This is a genomic window from Geobacter metallireducens GS-15 (genome assembly GCF_000012925.1).
GTDB lineage: Bacteria > Desulfobacterota > Desulfuromonadia > Geobacterales > Geobacteraceae > Geobacter > Geobacter metallireducens.
Genome location: NC_007517.1, coordinates 1,778,036 through 1,799,012, shown reverse-complemented (window position 1 = coordinate 1,799,012; position 20,977 = coordinate 1,778,036). Strand labels below are relative to the sequence as shown.

The 20,977-nt window shown below is 55.3% G+C and carries 20 protein-coding genes; 3 read left to right on the top strand and 17 right to left on the bottom strand.

The window, feature by feature from the left end; translation table 11 throughout:
• Window positions 1-3 precede the first annotated feature (3 nt).
• The 15 genes from rpmF to rimP all read right to left on the bottom strand — a co-directional run bounded on the left by rpmF (window position 4) and on the right by rimP (window position 14,271).
• On the bottom strand, window positions 4-186 hold the full coding sequence (gene rpmF / locus GMET_RS08030) for a 50S ribosomal protein L32 (protein ID WP_004511468.1): 183 nt from the start codon (window positions 184-186) through the stop codon (window positions 4-6).
• 13 nt (window positions 187-199) lie between these two features.
• Window positions 200-739 carry a YceD family protein gene (locus tag GMET_RS08025; protein WP_004511469.1) on the bottom strand — a complete coding sequence of 180 codons (540 nt, stop codon included), beginning with the start codon at window positions 737-739 and terminating at the stop codon, window positions 200-202.
• 173 nt (window positions 740-912) lie between these two features.
• Window positions 913-1,524, bottom strand: a complete 612-nt coding sequence (locus tag GMET_RS08020; RefSeq protein ID WP_004511470.1) for an L-threonylcarbamoyladenylate synthase — start codon at window positions 1,522-1,524, stop codon at window positions 913-915.
• Between the two features lie 5 nt (window positions 1,525-1,529).
• Window positions 1,530-2,636 carry an aminopeptidase gene (locus tag GMET_RS08015; RefSeq protein WP_004511471.1) on the bottom strand — a complete coding sequence of 369 codons (1,107 nt, stop codon included), beginning with the start codon at window positions 2,634-2,636 and terminating at the stop codon, window positions 1,530-1,532.
• 15 nt (window positions 2,637-2,651) lie between these two features.
• Entirely contained in the window at window positions 2,652-3,098 is a 447-nt protein-coding gene (gene dut, locus GMET_RS08010; RefSeq protein ID WP_004511472.1) for a dUTP diphosphatase, read from the bottom strand.
• 7 nt (window positions 3,099-3,105) lie between these two features.
• The gene (locus tag GMET_RS08005) at window positions 3,106-4,362 is read right to left on the bottom strand and encodes a M16 family metallopeptidase (protein ID WP_004511473.1); all 1,257 of its coding nucleotides are present in this window, start codon (window positions 4,360-4,362) and stop codon (window positions 3,106-3,108) included.
• Window positions 4,363-4,416: 54 nt separating this feature from the next.
• A complete protein-coding gene (pnp, locus tag GMET_RS08000) occupies window positions 4,417-6,510 on the bottom strand; it encodes a polyribonucleotide nucleotidyltransferase (protein ID WP_004511474.1) in 2,094 nt (697 codons plus the stop codon).
• Between the two features lie 235 nt (window positions 6,511-6,745).
• Window positions 6,746-7,012: a 30S ribosomal protein S15 gene (gene rpsO, locus GMET_RS07995; protein WP_004511475.1), complete on the bottom strand. Its 267-nt coding sequence runs from the start codon at window positions 7,010-7,012 to the stop codon at window positions 6,746-6,748.
• A 114-nt stretch (window positions 7,013-7,126) separates the two neighbouring features.
• The gene (truB, locus tag GMET_RS07990) at window positions 7,127-8,041 is read right to left on the bottom strand and encodes a tRNA pseudouridine(55) synthase TruB (RefSeq protein ID WP_004511476.1); all 915 of its coding nucleotides are present in this window, start codon (window positions 8,039-8,041) and stop codon (window positions 7,127-7,129) included.
• Between the two features lie 4 nt (window positions 8,042-8,045).
• Complete coding sequence (locus GMET_RS07985) at window positions 8,046-8,996, bottom strand: DHH family phosphoesterase (protein ID WP_004511477.1); 951 nt, start codon at window positions 8,994-8,996, stop codon at window positions 8,046-8,048.
• On the bottom strand, window positions 8,989-9,345 hold the full coding sequence (locus tag GMET_RS07980; protein ID WP_004511478.1) for a ribosome-binding factor A: 357 nt from the start codon (window positions 9,343-9,345) through the stop codon (window positions 8,989-8,991). The genes GMET_RS07985 and GMET_RS07980 overlap by 8 nt, the downstream gene beginning before the upstream one ends.
• Before the next feature lie 8 nt (window positions 9,346-9,353).
• Entirely contained in the window at window positions 9,354-12,008 is a 2,655-nt protein-coding gene (gene infB, locus GMET_RS07975; protein WP_011365850.1) for a translation initiation factor IF-2, read from the bottom strand.
• Window positions 11,986-12,603, bottom strand: coding sequence for a DUF448 domain-containing protein (locus GMET_RS07970; protein ID WP_004511480.1), 618 nt, complete (start codon window positions 12,601-12,603; stop codon window positions 11,986-11,988). The genes infB and GMET_RS07970 overlap by 23 nt, the downstream gene beginning before the upstream one ends.
• A 6-nt stretch (window positions 12,604-12,609) precedes the next feature.
• Window positions 12,610-13,755: a transcription termination factor NusA gene (nusA, locus tag GMET_RS07965; protein WP_004511481.1), complete on the bottom strand. Its 1,146-nt coding sequence runs from the start codon at window positions 13,753-13,755 to the stop codon at window positions 12,610-12,612.
• A gap of 36 nt (window positions 13,756-13,791) precedes the next feature.
• Window positions 13,792-14,271 (bottom strand): ribosome maturation factor RimP, encoded by a 480-nt coding sequence (gene rimP, locus GMET_RS07960; protein ID WP_004511482.1) that lies wholly within the window; start codon window positions 14,269-14,271, stop codon window positions 13,792-13,794.
• 223 nt (window positions 14,272-14,494) lie between these two features.
• Between rimP and bioB the strand changes: the two genes are divergently transcribed.
• From bioB to bioA, 3 genes are read left to right on the top strand one after another with little or no spacing between them, the layout of a single operon-like run.
• Window positions 14,495-15,484: a biotin synthase BioB gene (gene bioB / locus GMET_RS07955; RefSeq protein ID WP_004511483.1), complete on the top strand. Its 990-nt coding sequence runs from the start codon at window positions 14,495-14,497 to the stop codon at window positions 15,482-15,484.
• On the top strand, window positions 15,477-16,202 hold the full coding sequence (gene bioD / locus GMET_RS07950; protein WP_004511484.1) for a dethiobiotin synthase: 726 nt from the start codon (window positions 15,477-15,479) through the stop codon (window positions 16,200-16,202). Before bioB ends, bioD begins: the two co-directional genes overlap by 8 nt.
• On the top strand, window positions 16,189-17,556 hold the full coding sequence (gene bioA / locus GMET_RS07945; protein ID WP_004511485.1) for an adenosylmethionine--8-amino-7-oxononanoate transaminase: 1,368 nt from the start codon (window positions 16,189-16,191) through the stop codon (window positions 17,554-17,556). Before bioD ends, bioA begins: the two co-directional genes overlap by 14 nt.
• A gap of 80 nt (window positions 17,557-17,636) precedes the next feature.
• Here the strand turns inward: bioA and GMET_RS07940 are convergent, their stop codons facing one another.
• Window positions 17,637-17,954 carry a hypothetical protein gene (locus GMET_RS07940; protein ID WP_238378999.1) on the bottom strand — a complete coding sequence of 106 codons (318 nt, stop codon included), beginning with the start codon at window positions 17,952-17,954 and terminating at the stop codon, window positions 17,637-17,639.
• Window positions 17,955-18,291: 337 nt separating this feature from the next.
• Window positions 18,292-20,934 carry an A-adding tRNA nucleotidyltransferase gene (locus GMET_RS07935; protein WP_004511487.1) on the bottom strand — a complete coding sequence of 881 codons (2,643 nt, stop codon included), beginning with the start codon at window positions 20,932-20,934 and terminating at the stop codon, window positions 18,292-18,294.
• Window positions 20,935-20,977 lie beyond the last annotated feature (43 nt).

Below are 20,977 nucleotides of genomic sequence, written 5' to 3'. Positions count from 1 at the left end.
CTATTAAATCTCTTCGCTCTTGATGACTTCTTTGCCCTTGTAGGTACCGCATGAGGAGCATGCGCGGTGGGGGAGCTTCGGCGCTTTGCACTGGGGGCAGACCGAAGCGGCCGGCGGAGTAAGGAAATCGTGTGCCCTTCTCATGTTTTTGCGGGATTTCGACGTTTTCTTCTTAGGTACTGCCATGATATTTCTCCTTTTACTTTTCTACCTTAAAATTCTTGAGCGCACTAAACTTGACATTGAACGTAGTACGCTCGCAACCACACTCACCTTCATTAAGGTCAGCGCCACACGTGACGCAGAGTCCCTTACACCCCTCGCCACAGAGGGGCTTGAGCGGCAACTCCATGATGACCTGCTCAGCTATCTCCGGAGCGAAATCGATCTCGTCGCCTTCATAAAAAACCGAAACGAGATCCTCTTCAGCGAGCTCTATTTCATCCTCGTCAGAATCAATCCGACTACCTTCGGAGTAAAACATTGTAAAAGCTGAAGAAATATCCGCATCAAACGGCACGAGACACCGGGAGCAGACAAAACGGATCTTAACCGCTACACTCCCCTTGACCCGAATGTGCCCGTATTCTTTTGAAACCGCCAGCTCCACCATGAGAGGAGAGAGGAATTCGCTCTCGCCCGTTGCCTGAAGTTCCGCCAGTGACGGAAATGCTTCGCTAGGCTCCTGAAAAGAGAGAATCTTTGGCTGATCAGTTATGTCATCTACTCTGATTTTCATTAGCAATCGACCTATCACTAGAAGCCCATCAGTATAGAGAACTGCTACGCATTGTCAAGCGAAATGAGCCATAAAGAAAACCGCCCTTTCAGGCGGCCGTCGATTTCTCATACCCTATTATTGGTGTATTTGCAAGCAATTTGGCTCTGTCATTCCCGGGCAGGCTCTCCCAATTATCCCTCACACCAACTCACATCGCCCACACCTTGACGAAGCACCTGTGGATAGTCACCGATGAGGCTTACCACGGAGCTGACGTCGGCGGACAGAATCCCTCCATCGACGACAACATCAAGCTGTTTGCCCATGTTGAGATCGACAAGGTAAGGATCGCCGATGGGCTCTTCACCGGAAAGGTTGGCGCTTGTAGTGATAATCGGATGGCCGAGTTCTTTTACCAGTGAAAGACAGATCCGGTTGTCCGGAATCCTGATTCCAACGGTTTTCTGTTTGGTCACAAGAAGATCAGGAACAATGCTGGTGGCATCAAGGACAAAAGTATAAGGACCGGGAAGATGACGCTTGAGCATCTTATAAGCATAATTGCTGACCTTGGCGTAGCGCGCCACCTCGGACAGGTCGGAACAGATGAAGGAGAATGGCTTCTTCTTCTCGCGCTGCTTAAGGAGGTAGATCCGCTCGATCCCCTTCTTGCTGAAAATACTGCAACCGATACCATAGGTCGTGTCAGTCGGATAGGCAATGATGCCGCCATCCTTGAGGATTTTGACCACCTGTGCGACGAGTCTCGGTTGAGGATTCTGGGGGTTAATGTCAAGGAGCATGGGAGCTACTCTCGCGCCGGATTAAGGGAAACGAGGTCTTTGTGCACAAAGAGGCCATCCTTCTGGATAAGGTGATTGTCAAACCAGATTTCCCCGTCACCCTTGAGGAGCTTCACCATGTCCCAGTGGACAGCCGAACGGTTGCCATTGTCGCACTCGTCATAACATTGCCCCGGAGTAAAATGTATGGAGCCGAAGATCTTCTCGTCAAAGAGGATATTCCTCATTGGCACGCGGATGTTCGGATTGACACCAATGGCAAATTCTCCGATAAAGCGTGCGCCCTCATCGGTATCGAGGATACGGTTAAGCTCATCGTCCATGCCGGGCGCCGAGGCCTTCACAATCCGCCCCTTCGCAAATTCGAGACGGACGCCGTTGAATTCCTTACCTTGGTAGATAGTCGGGCAGTTGTATGTGATGTGTCCTTCGACAGAATCCCGGACAGGTGCGGTAAAAACTTCTCCGTCAGGGATATTGAAACGCCCGTCACACTTTATGCCGTCAAGCCCTCTGATGCTGAACGAGAGATCCGTGTCAGACGCTTTGATCCGTACCGTGTCGGCCTTGTCCATGAGGCGCTTCAACTTCTCCTGTTTGCGCGATTCAGCCTCCCAATCGATGCAGCAGGCGGCGAAAAGATATTCTTCATACTCTTCAAGACTCATCTTCGCTTCCTGGGCAGCCCCATGCGTAGGATAACGGGTAATTACCCAGCGGGTATTTTTGACTCGCCAGTCAACGATGGGGCGGGTCACCTTCGACCAGGCAATCATGTTTTTCTGGTTAGCCTGAGCCATAACCATGGAATTAGGGGAGCCGGAGATGGAAATAAAGACGTTGACCTGCTTCATGAAATCCAGCTTGTGCTGGGGAAAGAAGGAGAGCTGCGACTTAGTGGCAGTGTTGTAGAAATGGCGGTCTATCTCGGGGATATGGAAAGAATACTCAACATACTTTGCCCCCCGGGCCAGACAGAGGGAATAAAGCTCCTTCACCAGGGGAAGGCAATCGGTGCCGCTGGCATTGATGAGGACCACGTCCCCCTTTTTTACCCGGGTCGAGTAAGTAACGAGCACTTCGGCAAGTTGACGGACGCGCGGATCGAACATTGGACTCAGTTCCTTTCATCGGCCGGTATGGCCAAATCCTCCCTCGCCCCGCGCTGTCTCGTCGAGTTCATCCACCTCAACCAGTTCAGCACGGGCAAAGGGGGCAAAAACCATCTGGGCAATACGCTCTCCCCGCCTCACAACAAACGGTTCACTGCCGTGATTGATCAGGATCACCCCTATTTCGCCACGGTAATCCGGATCAATGGTGCCGGGCGAATTCACAAGGGCGATGCCATGCTTGAGAGCGAGACCACTCCGGGGCCTTATCTGGGCCTCGAATCCGTCGGGGAGAGCAATAGCAAGTCCCGTCGGTACCAACTTTCGCTCACCTGGATTCAGGACAAGGTCGTCCACGAGATCGGCACAGAGATCCATGCCTGCTGCGTGGACTGTCATGTAGCAGGGGAGATTCTGGTCCCCCCCACGCACCCGTCGAACCTTGACTACGCAGCGTTCCATCAGTCACCTATAGTACGAGATGCGAGAGGTCCGGAATCTGTCCTGATATCTTCCCCGTAAGGGCAAGGGTGACATAATCGCCCGAGAAGAAATCGTTGGCCAGTTCAGCAATGCCGTCTGCCGTAGCGCTGTCAAAGCCTCCAGTCAGCTCGGCAAGGGAAAGGTAACGGCCAAAATATATTTCATTCTTTGCAAGCTTGGTCATCCGGTTGTCTGAACTCTCAAGCGAGAGAAGAATGTTTCCCTTGAGTTGTTCCCGGGCCGCCTCAAGCTCAGTGGCGGGAACAGGTTCAAACTTCAGCCGTCTTAGCTCGGAACAGGTTATCTCAAGAACATCACTGAGCTTTTCAGGGCTCGTTCCGGCATAGACCACGAGTGACCCTGCATCGGTGTGTGAAACAACATAGGAATAGACCGTGTAAGCAAGGCCGAGATGCTCTCGAATCTCCTGAAAAAGGCGTGAGCTCATGCTGCCACCGAGAATGGTGTTCATGAGATATGCTTCAAACCGTCGGGGATGATTATGGGGCAGAGACTTGGTCCCAAGACAGATATGAAGTTGCTCCAGATCCTTCTCGACTATCTCCAGCTTCTGGTCATAAACGGGCAGATGGCAGCAGTTGCGTCCGGTCCCCTCTGGAACACTGTCAAAAGAGCCGCTTATGAGTTTCAGAAGCTCATCGTGGCGCACGTTGCCCGCCACCGCCACAATGATGTCCTCGGAACGGTACATCGCATCCCGGTGTGCAACGATAGCATCACGGGAAAGATTACTGACGCTCTCAGCACTTCCAAGGATCGACATGCCGAGGGGGTGCCCTCTCCAGAAACTGCGATGAAAGAGGTCGTGAACATAGTCGTCCGGAGAATCCTCCAGCATGCTGATTTCCTGGAGGACCACCTTCCGCTCCTTCTCAATCTCTTCCGGGTCAAAAGTCGAATTAAGGAAGATGTCAGTAAGGAGGTCTACGGCTTGTGGAAGATTTTTATCGAGGACCTTGGCGTAGTAGCAGACGTACTCACGGCTGGTGAATGCGTTGAGCACTCCCCCTACAGAATCAATCTCGCGGGCAATGTCAAGTGCACTTCGGCGCACAGTCCCCTTGAAGAGGAGATGCTCGATGAAATGGGCGACGCCATTGTGCTCCCGCCGTTCATGACGGGAGCCATTGGCGACCCATATCCCGATGGATACCGAGTGGGCGTGGGGCATATACTCGGATATGACCCGCACGCCATTATCGAGGATTGTTTTACTGACCATGAATAAAACTATACCGCGGACCGGTGAGTTTACCAGCAGGATTCCCGCCGGACACTACTCGGGCAGTACTGCACCCAGAGCTTCTTTACGGGACAGTTTTATCTTTCCTTGCTTATCAATGCCGATGCACTTCACGAGCACCTTGTCCCCTTCCTTGAGGATGTCGGTAACGTCCTTCACCCGCTCGGTATCGAGTTCGGAGATATGAACAAGGCCATCGGTACCCGGGAAGATTTCGACAAAAGCGCCAAAGTCCATGACCTTGCGGACCGTACCCATGTAAAGCTTGCCCTCTTCAGCTTCCGCCGTAAGGTCGCGGATCATCTTGATCGCCTTGTCGCAGGCCTCTTTGTTGGTGCTGGCGATATTGATCTTGCCGGTATCCTCGATATCGATGGAAACGCCGGTAGCCTCAGTGATCCCCCTGACGTTCTTGCCACCGGCGCCGATTACGTCACGGATCTTGTCGGTCTTGACCCAGATAGTCGTGATACGCGGGGCATAGGGTGACAGATCGGTACGCGGAGCAGCCAGGGCTTCGGCCATTTTACCGAGGATATGGAGCCGCCCTTCTTTTGCCTGCTCAAGGGCTTTGCCCATGATCTCACGGGTCACGCCGGTAATCTTAATGTCCATCTGGATTGCGGTCACCCCTGTCGAGGTGCCGGCGACCTTGAAGTCCATGTCGCCAAGGTGGTCTTCATCACCAAGGATGTCGGAAAGGATGGCAATGTCGTCCCCTTCCTTGATGAGCCCCATGGCAATGCCTGCAACCGGAGCGGAAATGGGGACGCCGGCATCCATCATGGAGAGGGCGCCGCCGCAGACCGAAGCCATAGAGGAGGAACCGTTGCTTTCCAGAATGTCCGACACGATGCGGATGGTGTACGGGAAATCATCGTGCTTGGGCAGAACCCGCTCAAGAGCGCGCTCAGCCAGGTAACCGTGGCCGATCTCACGACGGCCCGGCGCAAGACGGAAGCTCGTCTCCCCCACAGAGAAGGGAGGGAAGTTATAGTGGAGCATGAACCTCTTTCTGCTCTCCCCGTAGAGTGAGTCGATCCGCTGTTCGTCGCTGGAAGTACCGAGAGTGGCGGCAACAAGGGCCTGGGTCTCGCCACGGGTGAAAAGAGCTGAGCCGTGGACGCGAGGGAGAATACCGACCTCGGAAGTGATGGGCCTGATCGTTTTGGTATCGCGGCCGTCAATCCTCTCACCGTCTTTGAGGATGTGCTCACGTACAAGCTCATACTCGAAACCATCGAGGAAATCTTTAATCTCGGCGCCGCGTCCGGAAAAATCAGCTTCAAGGGCAGCCACCGTTTCATCGGCAATGGCACTGATACGATTGTGGCGCTCCTGCTTCGAGCGAATCCGGACGGCATCTTTCATCTGGGCATACGCAAGCTCTTTGACCTTTGCACCAAGAGCCTCATCGACGGCGGGGGGAGCAATTTCCCGCTTGGGTACGCCAGCCTGCTTGCGCAGTTCGATCTGGGCGTCGATGATCGGCTGCACCGAGGCATGGCCGAAGAAAATCGCCTCAAGGAGGTCGGCTTCTGAAATCTCCGCAGCACCACCCTCAACCATAATGACCGCATCGCGGCTTGCTGCAACAACTACTTCCAAGTCACTGGCAGCCAGTTGCTCGGCAGTGGGGTTGCAAATGAACTTCCCGTCAACCCGGCCAACCTTTACGCCGGCGATGGGACCGAAAAAGGGAATATCAGATACTTCAAGGGCCGCCGAGGCGCCGATCATGGCAAGAATTCCCGGGTCATTGTCCTGATCCGCGGAAACGACGGTGGCCATGATCTGGGTATCGTTGAGAAAGTTCTCAGGGAAAAGAGGACGAATCGGCCGATCGATGAAGCGGCAGGTAAGGGTCTCATTCTCCGTGGGGCGCCCTTCCCGTTTGAAGAAGCCGCCGGGAATCTTGCCGCCGGCATAGGCCTTTTCCTGGTAGTTGACCGTCAAGGGAAAGAAGTCCTGTCCCTCCTTGGCGGATTTGAGCGCCACGGCGGTGACGAGCACCATGGTCTCACCGCAACTTACCATTACCGCACCGCTCGCCTGTTTGGCCATTTTGCCGGTAGCTATGGTTATCGTTCTGCCGCCAAAATCTACGTTTACCTTCTGTTCATTCATAATTGTGGCCTCCTTAGCCTATTCGTGGTGCGTTGGGGCCGTCGATAGAAAAACCAAGCATCCTTGGTTGCTCGATCCACGCCCCCAACACCCTGACAAAATAAATGGGCCGCTAAGCCCATGTACTTACTGATAAAAATTCATCTCCACGAGAGTCGTCCAACTCCTCAACCCCCATGAAATTACTAGAAAAAGGAAAGGCAATATACCCCTCGACGGAGTATACTGCCTCTTCTTATCGACGTATACCGAGTTTCTCGATGATTGCCCGATACCTCTCGACATCCTTCTTCTTGAGGTAGTCGAGGAGTCTCCTTCTCTGGCCGACGATCTTCAGAAGACCGCGCCGGCTGTGGTGGTCCTTTTTGTGAACCTTGAAGTGCTCCGTCAGATAGATGATCCGCTCGGTGAGAATCGCGATCTGAACCTCCGGAGACCCCGTATCGCTGTCGTGACGCTTGAACGATGTGATGATCTCTTGCTTCTTGTCCGTTACCAGCACTCCCGTACACCCCCTTTCATCTTCATGTGTTCCGATCTGTGATCGTTTGTGATGTGCTTCAAAAAAACTCAAGGGACACTAATACCACAATGAACCGCCCCTGTAAAGCCAAACCTAGTTAAAAACCCTTATAAGCCTTAGGCTTTTGTTCCCGTTACCCGATTCAGCCTGACCGATTTCAGCCACAGCGAGAAGCTTGCCATTCTGAACGAGACGCACCTTCTTACCGTCATTTTGCGACGCTGAAGATTCTTCGCATCTGCCATGGCAACGGGGAGGGACTCCGCAGTAAACCTTGCGGACTTCCTCGTCTGAGAGCTCGATCTCGGGAAAATGACCAAGCACCTCGTTGGGAGCCAGCAGAAGCGAATCAACAGCGCCTTGTTCCTTGATGCTTGCCAGTTCGTCAAGGGTCACGGCCCGGGAAAGGTCAAACGGGCCGCTCCGCGTTCTGCGCAGCGCAGAAAGATGGGCGCCGCAACCGAGGCGCTCCCCCATGTCGTGTGCCAGCGTTCTCACATAGGTGCCCCGGGAGCAGGAAACCGTAAACTCAATTCGCGGCAGCTCCATACGATCGATTATGAGGGAATGGATCTCGATATCCCGGGGTTCTCGTTCCACCTCATGCCCTTTTCGCGCTAGTCGGTAGAGGGGAACCCCCCCTTGCTTGACCGCAGAGTACATGGGAGGGATCTGCTTGCACTTTCCGATATATGCACCGAAAACTTCCCTGACCGCCTCAACGGACAATCGAGTCCAGTCCCCTTCTTTCTCGACCCTGCCGGTACAGTCCTGGGTATCGGTGGCAGCACCGAGCACCATGGTTGCACGGTACTCTTTCACAGCCTCATCAAGAAACGGTATCGCCTTGGTCCCCTCTCCCATTGCAACCGGCAAAACTCCGGTGGCAAAGGGATCAAGGGTTCCCGTATGGCCCGCCTTCTTCTGGCCGAGAATCCGTCTGACGCGCGCAATGATGTCGTGGGAAGTCAAGCCGGCCGGCTTGTCGATAACAATGAAACCGTCCATCAGATCAGAGGGTACTCTCCAGGTGGGAGAACAACGTTGCCTTTATCCCTTCAAGGGAACCATTCATCGTAGCTCCTGCGGCATTGTGATGCCCGCCGCCGCCAAAGGCCGCCGCGATACGGGACACGTCGATCTTCCCCTTGGAACGAAACCCGACTTTGAAAAGGCCGGGATTGATCTCGCGGAAAAAGACCGAAACTTCCACCCCGCGGATGGAGCGGGGATAATTAACAAAGCCGTCAGTCAGTTCAGCGGAAGCCCCCGTCTTGTTGTACATGTCGAGAGTAACGGTGATAGAGGCATATTCGCCGCGGGGAGAGATTGTCAGGGTAGAGAGGGCAAGGGCAAGAAGCTCAAGCCGTTCGCGGGGTTGACTCTCATAGAGTTTCTCGGCAATGCTCCACGTGTTGATCCCCGTGGAAACCAACTCACCCGCAATAGCAAAGGCCTCGGGATTCGCGTTGGAATAGCGAAAGGAACCGGTATCGGTAATGATGGCGGTGTAGAGACAGAGAGCCGTTTCATACCCTACGACGTCCCCTGCCCCCGTGATGATGCGATGTACGAGAATACCCGTTGCCGCCGCTTTGGGATCGATATAGTTTATGAAGCCAAAGTTATCAGATGTTAAATGATGGTCGATGTTTATGAATTTCTTGATCCGCTTGCACTCAGCAATCTGTTTGCCAGCCCGACGGAACTCGCCCACATCGAGGACAAAACAGATGTCGTAGTCACGATCAGGAACGGTCCGTGTCACCTCTTCCGCCAGTGGCAAAAAAGCGTAGAGATCGGGGACAGGATCACAGAAATGGATCGTCACATCCTTGCCCAAACGTCGGAGATATCCAGCAAGGGCCAGCGACGACCCGACGGCATCGCCGTCGGGATTCTCATGGGTAGTGATCAGGAAGCTTCCGTTAGTGCGGATCTCCTCGATGATACCCTCAATCATTGCCACCTTCCTCGCTGCCGATTTCCTTGAGAAGCTGGTCAATGCGGTTTCCGTACTCAATCGACTCATCATACTTGAAGATGAGTTCCGGCGCGAACCGAAGCCGCAGTTCCTTGCTGACTTCCTTGCGGATGAATCCTACGGAACTGTTCAGCCCGTGCAAGGTTGACTTCTTCGCTTCGTCGCTCCCCATAACCGTATAGTAGATAGTCGCATGGCGGATATCGTCAGAAACCTTGACGCCCGTTATGGTCACGAACCCGATGCGTGGATCTTTGAGCCCCTTGACAAGGAGCCCGGACACCAATTCGTGAATAGCTTCAGCAACTTTATCGGATCGCTTGTACATGGAATCCCTTACAGCTTTGTCGCAATCTTCTCGATTTCAAAGGCTTCTATAATATCTCCCACCTTGATATCGTTATAATTTTCCAGGCCGATACCGCACTCATACCCGGTTGCCACCTCTTTCACATCATCCTTGAAGCGACGAAGTGACGACATTTTCCCTTCGTAGACAACCACATTGTCGCGCAGCAGCCGAACCGATGCGTTACGCAACACTTTGCCGTCCTGTATATAGCAACCGCCAACATTCCCGACTTTGGGAACAGAGAATACTTCCCTGATCTCGGCCCGGCCAAGATACTTCTCACGGAGAGTCGGCTCCAGCAGACCTTCCATGGCTTTTTTGATATCTTCCACCGCATCATAGATGATGTTGTAGAGACGGACGTCGACGCCCTCTTTTTCGGCCATCGCCGATGCCTTCGGCTCAGGACGAACGTTGAAGCCGAGGATGATGGCGTTGGAAGCGGAGGCGAGGTTCACGTCAGTTTCGGTGATGGCGCCGACCGACGAATGGATGACGTTGAGACGCACCGCATCGGTAGATAGTTTGCGCAGCGAGTCCGATACGGCCTCCACCGATCCCTGGACGTCGGCCTTGACGATGGCGTTGAGGTCCTTGACCTCGCCCTTCTGAATCTTGTCATAGAGTTGCTCAAGGGACATCTTGCTGTGCTTGGCAAGCTCGGTTTCGCGCAGTTTCTGCTGACGATGGGAGGCAATCTCCTTGGCTTTCTTCTCGTCGGAGAGGCTGATAAAGACATCGCCGGCATCAGGGACGCCCGTGAATCCGATGACTTCAACGGGCATGGAGGGACCGGCTGCAAGGACCTTGTCACCCCGATCGTTCTGCATGGCGCGAACCCGGCCGGAGTGGACGCCGGCCACAAAGTAGTCGCCCACCTTGAGGGTACCTTCCTGGACCAGTACCGTGGCAACCGGCCCACGGCCCCGGTCCAGCTTGGCCTCGACGATGGTGCCGCGGGCTTCCTTGTCGGGATTCGCCTTCAGATCCATAACGTCGGCCTGAAGCAGGACCATTTCCAGCAATTCGGGAAGATTGATCCTCTTCTTGGCGGAAACTTCCACGAAAATTGTTTCACCGCCCCACTCTTCCGAGACGAGACCGAACTCCATGAGTTCCTGCTTGACACGCTCGGGCTTCGCTTCGGGTTTGTCAATCTTGTTGATGGCGATGATGATCGGCACACCGGCAGCCTTGGAGTGGTTGATGGCTTCACGGGTCTGGGGCATGACGCCGTCGTCTGCCGCGACCACGAGGATGACGATGTCGGTCACCTTGGCACCGCGGGCACGCATGGCGGTGAATGCCTCGTGACCAGGTGTATCAAGGAAGGTTATCTTGCGACCGTTGAGTTCAACGTCATAGGCTCCGATATGCTGGGTGATCCCCCCGGCCTCGCCAGCAATGACATTGGCTTCGCGGATTGCATCGAGAAGTGAAGTCTTTCCGTGGTCGACGTGGCCCATGATGGTAACGACCGGCGGACGCTTTTTGAGACTCTCCGGGGTATCGGGCGCCGATTCGAGCATCTCGTCCGTATCAATAGCCACGTTCTCGATTTCATAACTGAACTCGGCGGCAATGAGGGTGGCGGTATCCACGTCGAGGGGGTGATTGATGGTGGCCATCATCCCCATCTTCATGAGTACGCGGATGAGGTCAGTAGCCTTGACCCCCATCCTTTTGGCAAGCTCTCCTACAGTGATCGACTCGGAGATCTTGATAATCCGCTTGATAGCCTTGGGAACAGTAATCTCTGTCTTCTTTCCAAAGGTAACCGATTCCCGCTCGCGCCGTCTTCCCTTGCCGGTTTTCGGGCCGGGCTCGAAAATCCTCTCCCGCTTTTCAAGGAGTTCGGCTTTTTTGAAAGCTTCCTTCTTCTTTCCGCCAGGGGCGCCTTTCTTGGCACCCGGTGCGCCGCCAGCCGGCGTCTCAGGCTCGGTGAACGTCTTGGCCTTCTTCTTGCGGTCATCCGCCACGGGAGCAGCTGGTTGCGGTGTTACTGCACGCTCTTCCATCTTCCTCTTGGGGGGAATGACCACTTCCCGCCTTTCCGCCGGTTTGGGTACAGGCTTCGAAGCGGTCGTGAGGCCCGGAAGCTCCACGCGACCAAGTATTCGGGCGCGATTCATGGTCGGCTTCTCTTCCTCTGCCGCAACAGGCTTCGGTTGTGCCGGCGGAGCAGTCACCCTGGGCTCTTCGGCCTTGGATTCTGATGCTACGGGTGTTTCTACCTTTGGCACCCCAATCTTGGGCTCCACGCCCTTAGGCTCTTCGACTGCGGGAACAGTTTCCGCAAATGCCGGCGACGCCTTCGGTTCTTCGGGAACGGCCTCCACTCGGGGCGCAGGCGCCTCTTCAATGACGGCAGACTCCACAGCCGCCGGTGCAACTTCCTCGGGTGGTTGGGCGACAGCTTTAGGGCGGCGCCTGATAACCGTGGTGGTCACCCGGACTTCTTCCTGCTGCTGGACTCCCTTGGGCGGTGTAGGCGGAGCGGTGACTTTCTGCACGTCCTCATCTTCGAGAACCGACAGGTGGCTCTTCACCTCGATACCGAGGCTCTTCAGCCGGGCCATCAGCTCTTTATTCTCAACACCCATCTTTTTAGCAAGTTCATACACGTGGGTCTTGCTCATCAACCGCACCCCCATCAAGGAAATTTCCGTATCTCTGTAACTCTTTCACTAACGGGGGGACGAACCCTCCCGCTTCAATCGCCACCACGCTTCGCAATCCCTTGCCCAGAAGCCCTCCGATCCTGTCCTTGTCCAGGATTCGAAAACAGGGAATCCCCTCACGGGCAGCCACACCGGTGATTTTATCGCCGATCTCGGCAGAAACGTCGCCGGCTATGATTGCAAGACCGATCTTGTTCTTCTTGCGCATCGCCTCCATCACCATGTCGCTGCCAGAGACGATCTTTCCTGCCTTGTTTGCAAGGGCCAGATATGAAGCAATTCGTTCCTCCAGCCTCGAAACAACCATATTCACGAGGTCAATACTGGTTGCACCCCGCACCTCGCCCTTAAAGGCGCGGGCAAATTGCTTCCGGGTAGCGGCCTTCTCGACACACTCGCGGCAAAAGCAGGTGTAAGCACCCCTCCCCGGCAACTTTGCCAGGAGATCAGGGACAACCGTTCCCTCGGGGTCAAGGACATAGCGAAGAAGTTCGTCCTTCCCCCTCTCAGCCCGACATCCCAGACATGTTCGCCGAGGCTCGCTCCTCGCCATTGGCTCCTACTCTTCGCCCTGCTCCAGCGGTTGAGCCTCGGACTCCTCAACAGGTTCCTGAGGCGCTTCCTCAGTAGCACCGTCGTAGGAAGAAAACTCAAGGAGTTCTGCCTCGGCAGCACGGGTTTCACTCTTGATGTCGATTCTCCAGCCGGTGAGTTTTGCGGCAAGCCGAACATTCTGCCCCTTCTTGCCAATGGCAAGGGAAAGCTGATCGTCGGCGACAATGATTTCGAGCGCTTTATTTTCTTCGTCGATGTAGACCTTGGAAACCGCAGCCGGCTGGAGCGCATTACAGGCAAACCGCGCCGGGTCTTCAGACCACGGGATGATGTCGATTTTCTCGCCACGAAGCTCGGACACAACGTTCTGAACCCTCGATCCGCGCATTCCGACGCACGCACCAACCGGATCAACATCAGAATCGTGGGAGTAAACCGCAATTTTTGACCGGCTTCCCGGTTCGCGGACGACGGACTTGATTTCAACGATCCCCTCGGCGATCTCCGGAACTTCGGCTTCGAAGAGCTTGGCAAGCACACCGGGATGGGTCCGGGACAGAATGATCTGGGGACCCTTGGGAGTCATACGGATATCCATGATAAGCGCCTTGATACGGTCACCCTGACGGTAAACCTCGCGCGGTGCCTGCTCCTTGTTGGAAAGAAGCGCCTCGGCGCGACCAAGATCAACAACGAGATCCCCCTTCTCGAAACGACGGACCACACCGTTGATCAACTCGCCGATCCGATCCTTGAACTCATTGAAAATGGTTTCCCGCTCCGCTTCCCGCACCTTCTGAATGATTACCTGCTTTGCGGTCTGGGCGGCAATCCGCGTGAAACCGCTGGCATCCATCTTCATACCGAGGGAGTCGCCCACCTCCACGTCAGGGTCGATTTCACGGGCTTCCTCAAGATCAATCTCCTTGTACGAGTCCATAACCTCGTCAACCACGGTGACGAACTCGAAAAGCTCAACTTCACCGACCTCGGGATTGTAATGGGCCTCAAGATCGCGTGTGTTGCGGTACTTTTTGTTCGCGGCGGACAGCACCGCCTGCTCAAGGGCCTCGACCACGATATCCCGGTCTATCCCCTTTTCCTTCACGATCTGATCAATAATGTGCTTGAGGTTGAAGGTCGTTTCCACGTCCGTCTCTCCTTGGAAGTGCTTTATCTTTCTAATCTAGAACTCGAATTCAAGGTTGGCTTTTGCGATTTTGGCAAGGGGGATTCGAGCCATCTGCCCCTCGCGAAGCTTAAGAGTTACAACCCCGCCCGCAAGCCCCTCGAGGTCGCCAAGGAACGTCTTACGCCGGTTCCCGGCCTCATCCTCGACGACATCATAGGTCCTGACCTTGACTAGACGCCCACGGTAGCGCTCGTAGTCGGACTCCCTTTTAAGGGGGCGATTCAGCCCGGGGGATGACACCTCAAGGGTGTAATTCTCGCTGATGAAATCCTCCACGTCCAGGATCTCAGAGAATTCGCGGCTCACCAGAGCACAGTCATCCAGGGTTATGCCGCCGGCCTTGTCGACAAAAAGCCGGAGAACCATGTGGCGCCCCTCGCGCTTATATTCGATGTCGACCAGCTCCATCTCCTGAGAAGAAAGGAGACTTTCCGCCAGAGCTGTAACCCTGTCGACAACTTCGTCCTTTGCCATACCTCGAAAAACCTCGCAAAATAAAAAAAGTGAGCTGGAGGAGCTCACTTCTCGTGAACGGAAACTTGTTACCTACTACCAGACACATAAGTAAAATGCAAGTATTTATTTTGTCGTTTTCATGGTTTTCGGCAATTTCCGCCGCCCCTTGTTAACCAAATACCAAAGCAAAGTTGACAACTAGCAAATCCCTATGGTACTTCAGGGCTCGGAGGTATCATCAATGAACAAATCCCTCGAAACACTGGCTGGCAGGATTATTGCCGGCGAACAACTCTCAGTGGAAGAGTCCATCGCTCTCTCGGCCTCTAGCGGAACTGATGCCTTTGCCCTCTTTCTGGCCGCAAGCCGGGTCAAGGAACACTTCCTCGGCAACGGCGTCGATCTCTGTTCCATCATTAACGCCAAATCGGGACGCTGCCCGGAAAATTGCGCCTTCTGCGCCCAGTCGGCCCACCACACCACTAACGCGCCCATCTACCCCCTTGTAGACGAAGACAAGTTAGTGGCCTGCGCCAAGGAGGCTGAAGCAGCCGGTTCCCGCTGCTATGGGATAATCACGAGCGGCACAACGATCAAAAAGGGGGAAGAACTTGACCGTATCTGCCGGGCTGTGCGCCGCATAAGAGAAACTACTTCCATTGCTCCCTCCTGCTCGCTGGGCATCATCGACCATGAAACGGCAGTGACTCTCAGGGAGGCGGGCGTCGAGACCTATCACCACAATCTGGAAACGTCCCGGAGCTTTTTCCCACATATCTGCACCACCCACGACTACGAAGAGGATGTTGAGACGGTACGGGTAGCGAAGCAGGCTGGTCTTACCATATGCTGCGGTGGTATCTTCGGCCTTGGGGAGACGGCAGCGCAACGGGTTGAGCTGGCCATGACCCTGCGGGAGCTTGACGTGGACTCGGTACCCCTCAATTTCCTTAACCCCATTGAGGGGACCCGGCTTGCGGGCTCAAAGCTCATCTCACCCCTTGAGTGCCTGAAAACCATCGCGCTTTTCCGGCTCATCCTTCCGACAAAGAAAATTGCCGTCTGCGGCGGCCGCGAGCAGAACCTGCGGGATCTGCAGTCGTGGATATTCTTCGCGGGCGCGAGCGGAACCATGATCGGCAACTACCTGACCACCACCGGCCGCCCCGCCGAGCAGGACTGGCAGATGCTCAGGGACCTGGAACTGGCTGTCGGAGGTTGTTGTGAGTAACGCAATCTTCATCACGGGGACTGACACCGGAGTCGGGAAAACGATAGTAACGGCGACTCTGGCGTGCCTTTTGCGGAAACAAGGGATCAACGTGGGTGTCATGAAGCCGGTCACCAGCGGTTGCGTCGAGCAGAACGGCTCACTCGTCTCCGAGGATGCGGAACTGCTTGCCTGGGCAGCAGGAGTACCTCTCGATGAAGAGTGCGCCCCCTATTGTCTCCGCACTCCCATTGCTCCGTCAGTGGCCGCCTCCAGGGAGAACGTCCGGATCGATTTCTCGCGAATACGGAACGCATACGAGAGCCTTCTGGCCCGCCATGACTTCGTGCTTGTGGAGGGAGCCGGAGGGCTTATGGTCCCCCTTTCGGGAGGGCTCATGGTGGCGGATCTGGCGCTTGCACTGAAGCTTCCGCTTCTGGTGGTGGCACGCCCCAACCTCGGGACCATCAACCACACGGTGCTTACCTGCTTCGCCGCGAAACAGCTCGGCATCGAGGTGCGGGGGACCATCATCAATTCTTACCCCGACAGACCCGACACAGCTGAAGAGTACGCACCACACCTTATTGACTCGTTGTCCGGCGCTCCCCTGCTCGGCGTATTCCCCAAGGTGGAAGCGGCCGACCAGCGGACCATTGTCGAAACCCTGACCAACCACCTGTCTGGCCAAGGCACCACAAAAATTCTATTGCGGGAGATTGGCATTGAATACATCTGACACCAAAACACTTCGTGAGTACGACCGCGCCCATGTCTGGCACCCCTTCACCCAGATGAAGGAGTGGGAGGAGAGTGACCCTGTCGTCATTGTCAGGGGCGAGGGTACCTGGATCGTTGATTCTGAGGGAAACCGCTACCTGGACGGCGTCGCGGCCATCTGGACCAACGTCCACGGGCACTGCAAGCGTGAAATCAACGAAGCAATCAAGGCCCAGGTGGACACCCTTGAGCACTCCACCCTCCTGGGACTCGCCAACGACAAAGCGGTGCTGCTTGCGCGGCGCCTTGTGGAGATTGCCCCGCCAGGGCTCTGCAAGGTTTTTTACTCCGACAACGGTTCAACTGCCGTTGAGATCAGCGTCAAGATGGCCTTCCAGTACTGGCAGCATCAAGGGAAACCGGAGAAAACAAAATTTATTTCGTTCAAAAATGCCTACCACGGCGACACCATCGGTGCCGTAAGCGTCGGTGGTATCGACCTCTATCACGCTGTTTTCCGCCCCCTCCTCTTCCCAACAATCCAAGCCCCCGCCCCTTACTGTTACCGCTGCGAGTTCGGCGAGAGGGACCGCGCCAACTGCGGCATGCGCTGCCTCAAGGAACTGGAACGGCTCATGGAAATCCATGCCCATGAAGTTGCCGGCCTGGTGATCGAACCATTAGTCCAGGGCGCCGGTGGCATGATCGTACAGCCCGACGGTTTTGTCCGGCGGGTCAGGGAACTCTGCGACCGCTACGACATCTTGATGATCGCCGATGAGGTGGCGGTAGGCTTCGGCCGCACCGGAGCCATGTTCGCCTGTGAGCGGGAGGGGATCACCCCCGACATCATGGCCCTTTCCAAGGGGATTACGGCAGGTTATCTTCCCCTCGCCGCCACCATGACGACCCAGAAGATCTATGATGCCTTTATTGGCGAATACCGGGAGATGAAGACCTTCTTCCACGGCCATACCTTCACCGGCAACCCCATTGCCTGCGCTGCGGCATTGGCGAGCCTCGACCTGTTCGAAAACGAACGACTCCTCGATAGCCTCACCAACAAAATTGGCTACTTGGCAGAAAGACTTCAAGCATTAAATGAAGTCAGGCACGTGGGAGAAGTACGCCAATGCGGCATGATCGCCGGCATCGAACTGGTGAAAGATGCAGAAACACGGGAACCATTCCCCTGGGAGGAGCGGGTCGGCATTCAGGTATGTCTCGAAGCCCGTAACCGTGGTATTTTCCTCAGGCCCCTCGGCAACATCATAGTTGTATTCCCCCCCCTCTCCATCAGCCTCGACGAACTCGCTTTCCTCATGGACGGTATTGAAGCTTCAATCAGGGCCATCACCGAATTGCGAACCTGACGTCTGCTTATTGTAAATAAAGAAGGGGGCGGCCACCATTTCGTGACCACCCCCTTTTTCTTCGATCCAAAAACCTGTTGTCAGAATCTGCCGCGAAGAACTTCCGCTGTCAGGACAACTTCCCTTTCGCCCTTCGTCCCGACAGGAACAAATCCGGGAACAATTGTTGGAACCGCCAGTTTCACTTTGCCGTTATCAACTTCGGCCAAGGCCCGGGTTGTCTTGATGGAGCCATAGGCAGCGCCGGCAAGAACACCACCGGCAGCCCCATAGCCAATATAGTCAAGGTGATCGCCCGGCTTGTCCGCCAGGGCAAGGAAAGCTGCTCCTGCAACCCCTCCCACAAGCCCTCCGAGAAAAGCATTGCGGAAAATGCTCTCAAAAGCGTCATCGGCCATACAGGGTGTACACCAGATCACGAGGAGAAGAAATGTGATCACGCCCCAAACGCCTCGATGTGCTCTATCCATTGCCAACCCCTGTGTCAAAATATCAGACTACAGGGTTAAAGCAAAAACCAGACCGGTCGGGGACACGACAGCAATCAAACCCGCAACCAATCGTATATACAGCACATTTTAGACGCCAATCGCATTCACTGCCAATAAATTATCCCATGACATGTCCGAGACAGATACAGCAAGAGGCCGGCGGCCCTGTCAAAAATTTCCGAACGTGCTCAAAATGGTCAGTTTAGTCAGTAGGCTAAAGGTTTGACGGACCGTGGCGTAATCGCTACACAAAGTTGAGCATCTGTTTGACGAACCGGGATTCCTCCTCCCTCGTTGACACTTCTCCATTCAGTCGCGCCGAAAGTACCGCATCGAGGATCTCTCGGTAACGAGGTCCCGGTGGAAGTCCGATAGCCTTGAGATCATCTCCGGTAAGCATACAGGTAACTTCACGCAGTTGTGTGACGTAGAGGGAGACGAACTTCCGCACCTCATCGCGACAAGTCTTGGCCATTATGTACAGAAGCACCTCAGGGGAGAGACCACGAAGCCAGAAGTAGATGTTGCTCCGCAGGACCGGCTTCTTCCCGGCAACTTTTCGCTCCATCACAGCCAGCATCTGCTCGCCATGCACCCTCATATCAATGAGCTTCTCCCGGTAATGTTCCGAAACGGATAGCCGTGTGCACATCTCAAAGAATGCAGCATCGGCAAGGAGTGAGGTGAGGGCAAGAAAATAGACCACCCATGTCTCCACCTGGTCTCTCTGGTAGAGCAGTTCGAACCAGGTAACAACCTTCTTGACCTCGTCCAGTACCCTCAGATTTTCAGTTTCAAGCGTCAGGTCAGGATGAATGAAACCCAACAACCCCAGACTTTCCATACGCAGGATTGCTCGGACCGGCTCCCGCTCCCGGAGGATGATGACCAACTCGTTCAGAAGGCGCCTGCCGCCGAGTTTGTCGAGAAAGCCCATCTTTACGGCATTCCTGATGAGATTATCCGTATGCCGTGCAATCTGGAACCCGAGTCGTTGCTCAAAGCGGACAGCCCGGAAGACCCGCGTCGGATCCTCCACGAACGAGAGATTGTGGAGGACCCGGATGACCTTGTCCCGCAAATCGCGGTAGGCACCGAAATAATCGATGAGAAGCCCGAAGTTGGCTGGGTTGAGCTGGATCGCAAGGGTGTTGATGGTGAAGTCACGCCGGTACAGATCCATCTTAAGGGAGGAACGCTCCACGGTTGGAAGGGCGCCGGGAGTTTCGTAGAACTCAAGGCGGGTACTTGCCACATCGATCTTGAAACCATCGGGAAGCACAATGACAGCGGTACCGAACTTGGCGTGGCTCTTGACGCGGCACTCATGGGTCGCCGCAAAGGTTTCGGCAAAGAGGATGCCATCCCCCTCCACCGTAATGTCGATATCGTCGTTCTTCCCGCCCAGCAGCAAATCCCTGGCAAATCCGCCGATGGCGAATACAGGCAGTTCAAGCCCATCCCCTACCTTCCCCAGCTCGCGAAGCGTATCCACCACCCTGCGCGGAAGGTTCTTGTTCATGAGGTGGACCACCTCGCGACGGCGTACCGGCGGGTTTTCCCTGCCGAGATCGTAGACCGCCTCGGCGCTGTGCTGCATGCCGGAGTACATATAGCGGAGGAGATCGGTCCGCGTTATGACCCCCACAAGATCCTCGCCGGAAAAGACAGGGACCAGCCGCCGATGCTGCCCGACGATGTAGTTCTGGATGACGGCGATGGGGGTGTCGGGTTCGGCACGCATAAACTCCGTATGCATATATTCACTGACCGGCAGGGAGCCGAGCCCGTGATAGAGGGCCTTCTCCACGATCCGGAGAGAGATGATCCCGACCATCCCCCCTCCCTCGATAACCGGCATGGAGTTCACATTGTAGCGGGTCAGGAGTTCGCGGGCTTCGGCAATGGTGGTCTCCACCGGCAGCGTCTTCACCGGCGACGACATGAGGTCGCCGGCCGTACGCTTAGGGTTGATCCATTCGGGGAAAAGTTGTTTGAGTCGTGCCAAGACCTGGATGACAGTATGATCGCGAACCGTTGCGGAGGCGGCGGTTGCATGGCCTCCACCGCCCAACTCGCGCAGGATCGCCCCCACGTCCACTTCAGGGATGCGGCTTCGAGCTACGATGTAAACCCGCTCCCCCATGCCGACCACGATGAAGAGCGCTTCAAGGTTTTCCATATCGCGCATCATGTGGGCCAGCACGGCAACATCTCCCACATAATGGTCAATGGACGCGTGAGCGAGCGAAATATCGACACCATTAACGCTCGCCGTCTGCAGCGAATGGAGAAGGTCGTTCAATAGCGACACCTGCTCCGGGGTTAGTTCCTGGGAAACGAATTCGGCAACAACATTCAGGTTTGCTCCATGGGCAAGAAGCCACGAAGCTGCGCCATAGTCATCAACCGTCGTGGATGGAAAGGTAAGGTTTCCGGTATCCTCGTAAATGCCGAGCATCATGAGGGTCGCTTCAACCGGCGTCACCTCGATCCCCTTTTTCATGAGTATCTTGGTCAGAATAGTCGTGGATGAGCCGCACTCACGGATCTCGCCGCCGCTCTTGGTAATGTCTCCCGCGGAGTCTGGATGATGGTCGTAGATATGAACTTCGACGTCAGGCCGTTTCGCGACCTCGGCCAGGCGGCCGATGCGCGATGTGTGACGGCAATCAACGAGGATAAGCCGTGATATCTTGGCAGGATCAATGTCCTTCAGGCGGGTCAAGGCCGGCATATAACCGGTGGTCTTGAGAAAGAAGTCCCTCATGCTCTTTTCCTGGGATCCGGGAAAGACCATGAGGGCTTCGGGATAGAGCTTCTTCGCTGCTACCATGGCGCCAAGGCAGTCAAAATCGGCGTTCACGTGGGTGGCGATAACGTCCATGGAAGAGAGTGTGCCGTATCAGCGGCAAAAGTAAAGGAAAAGA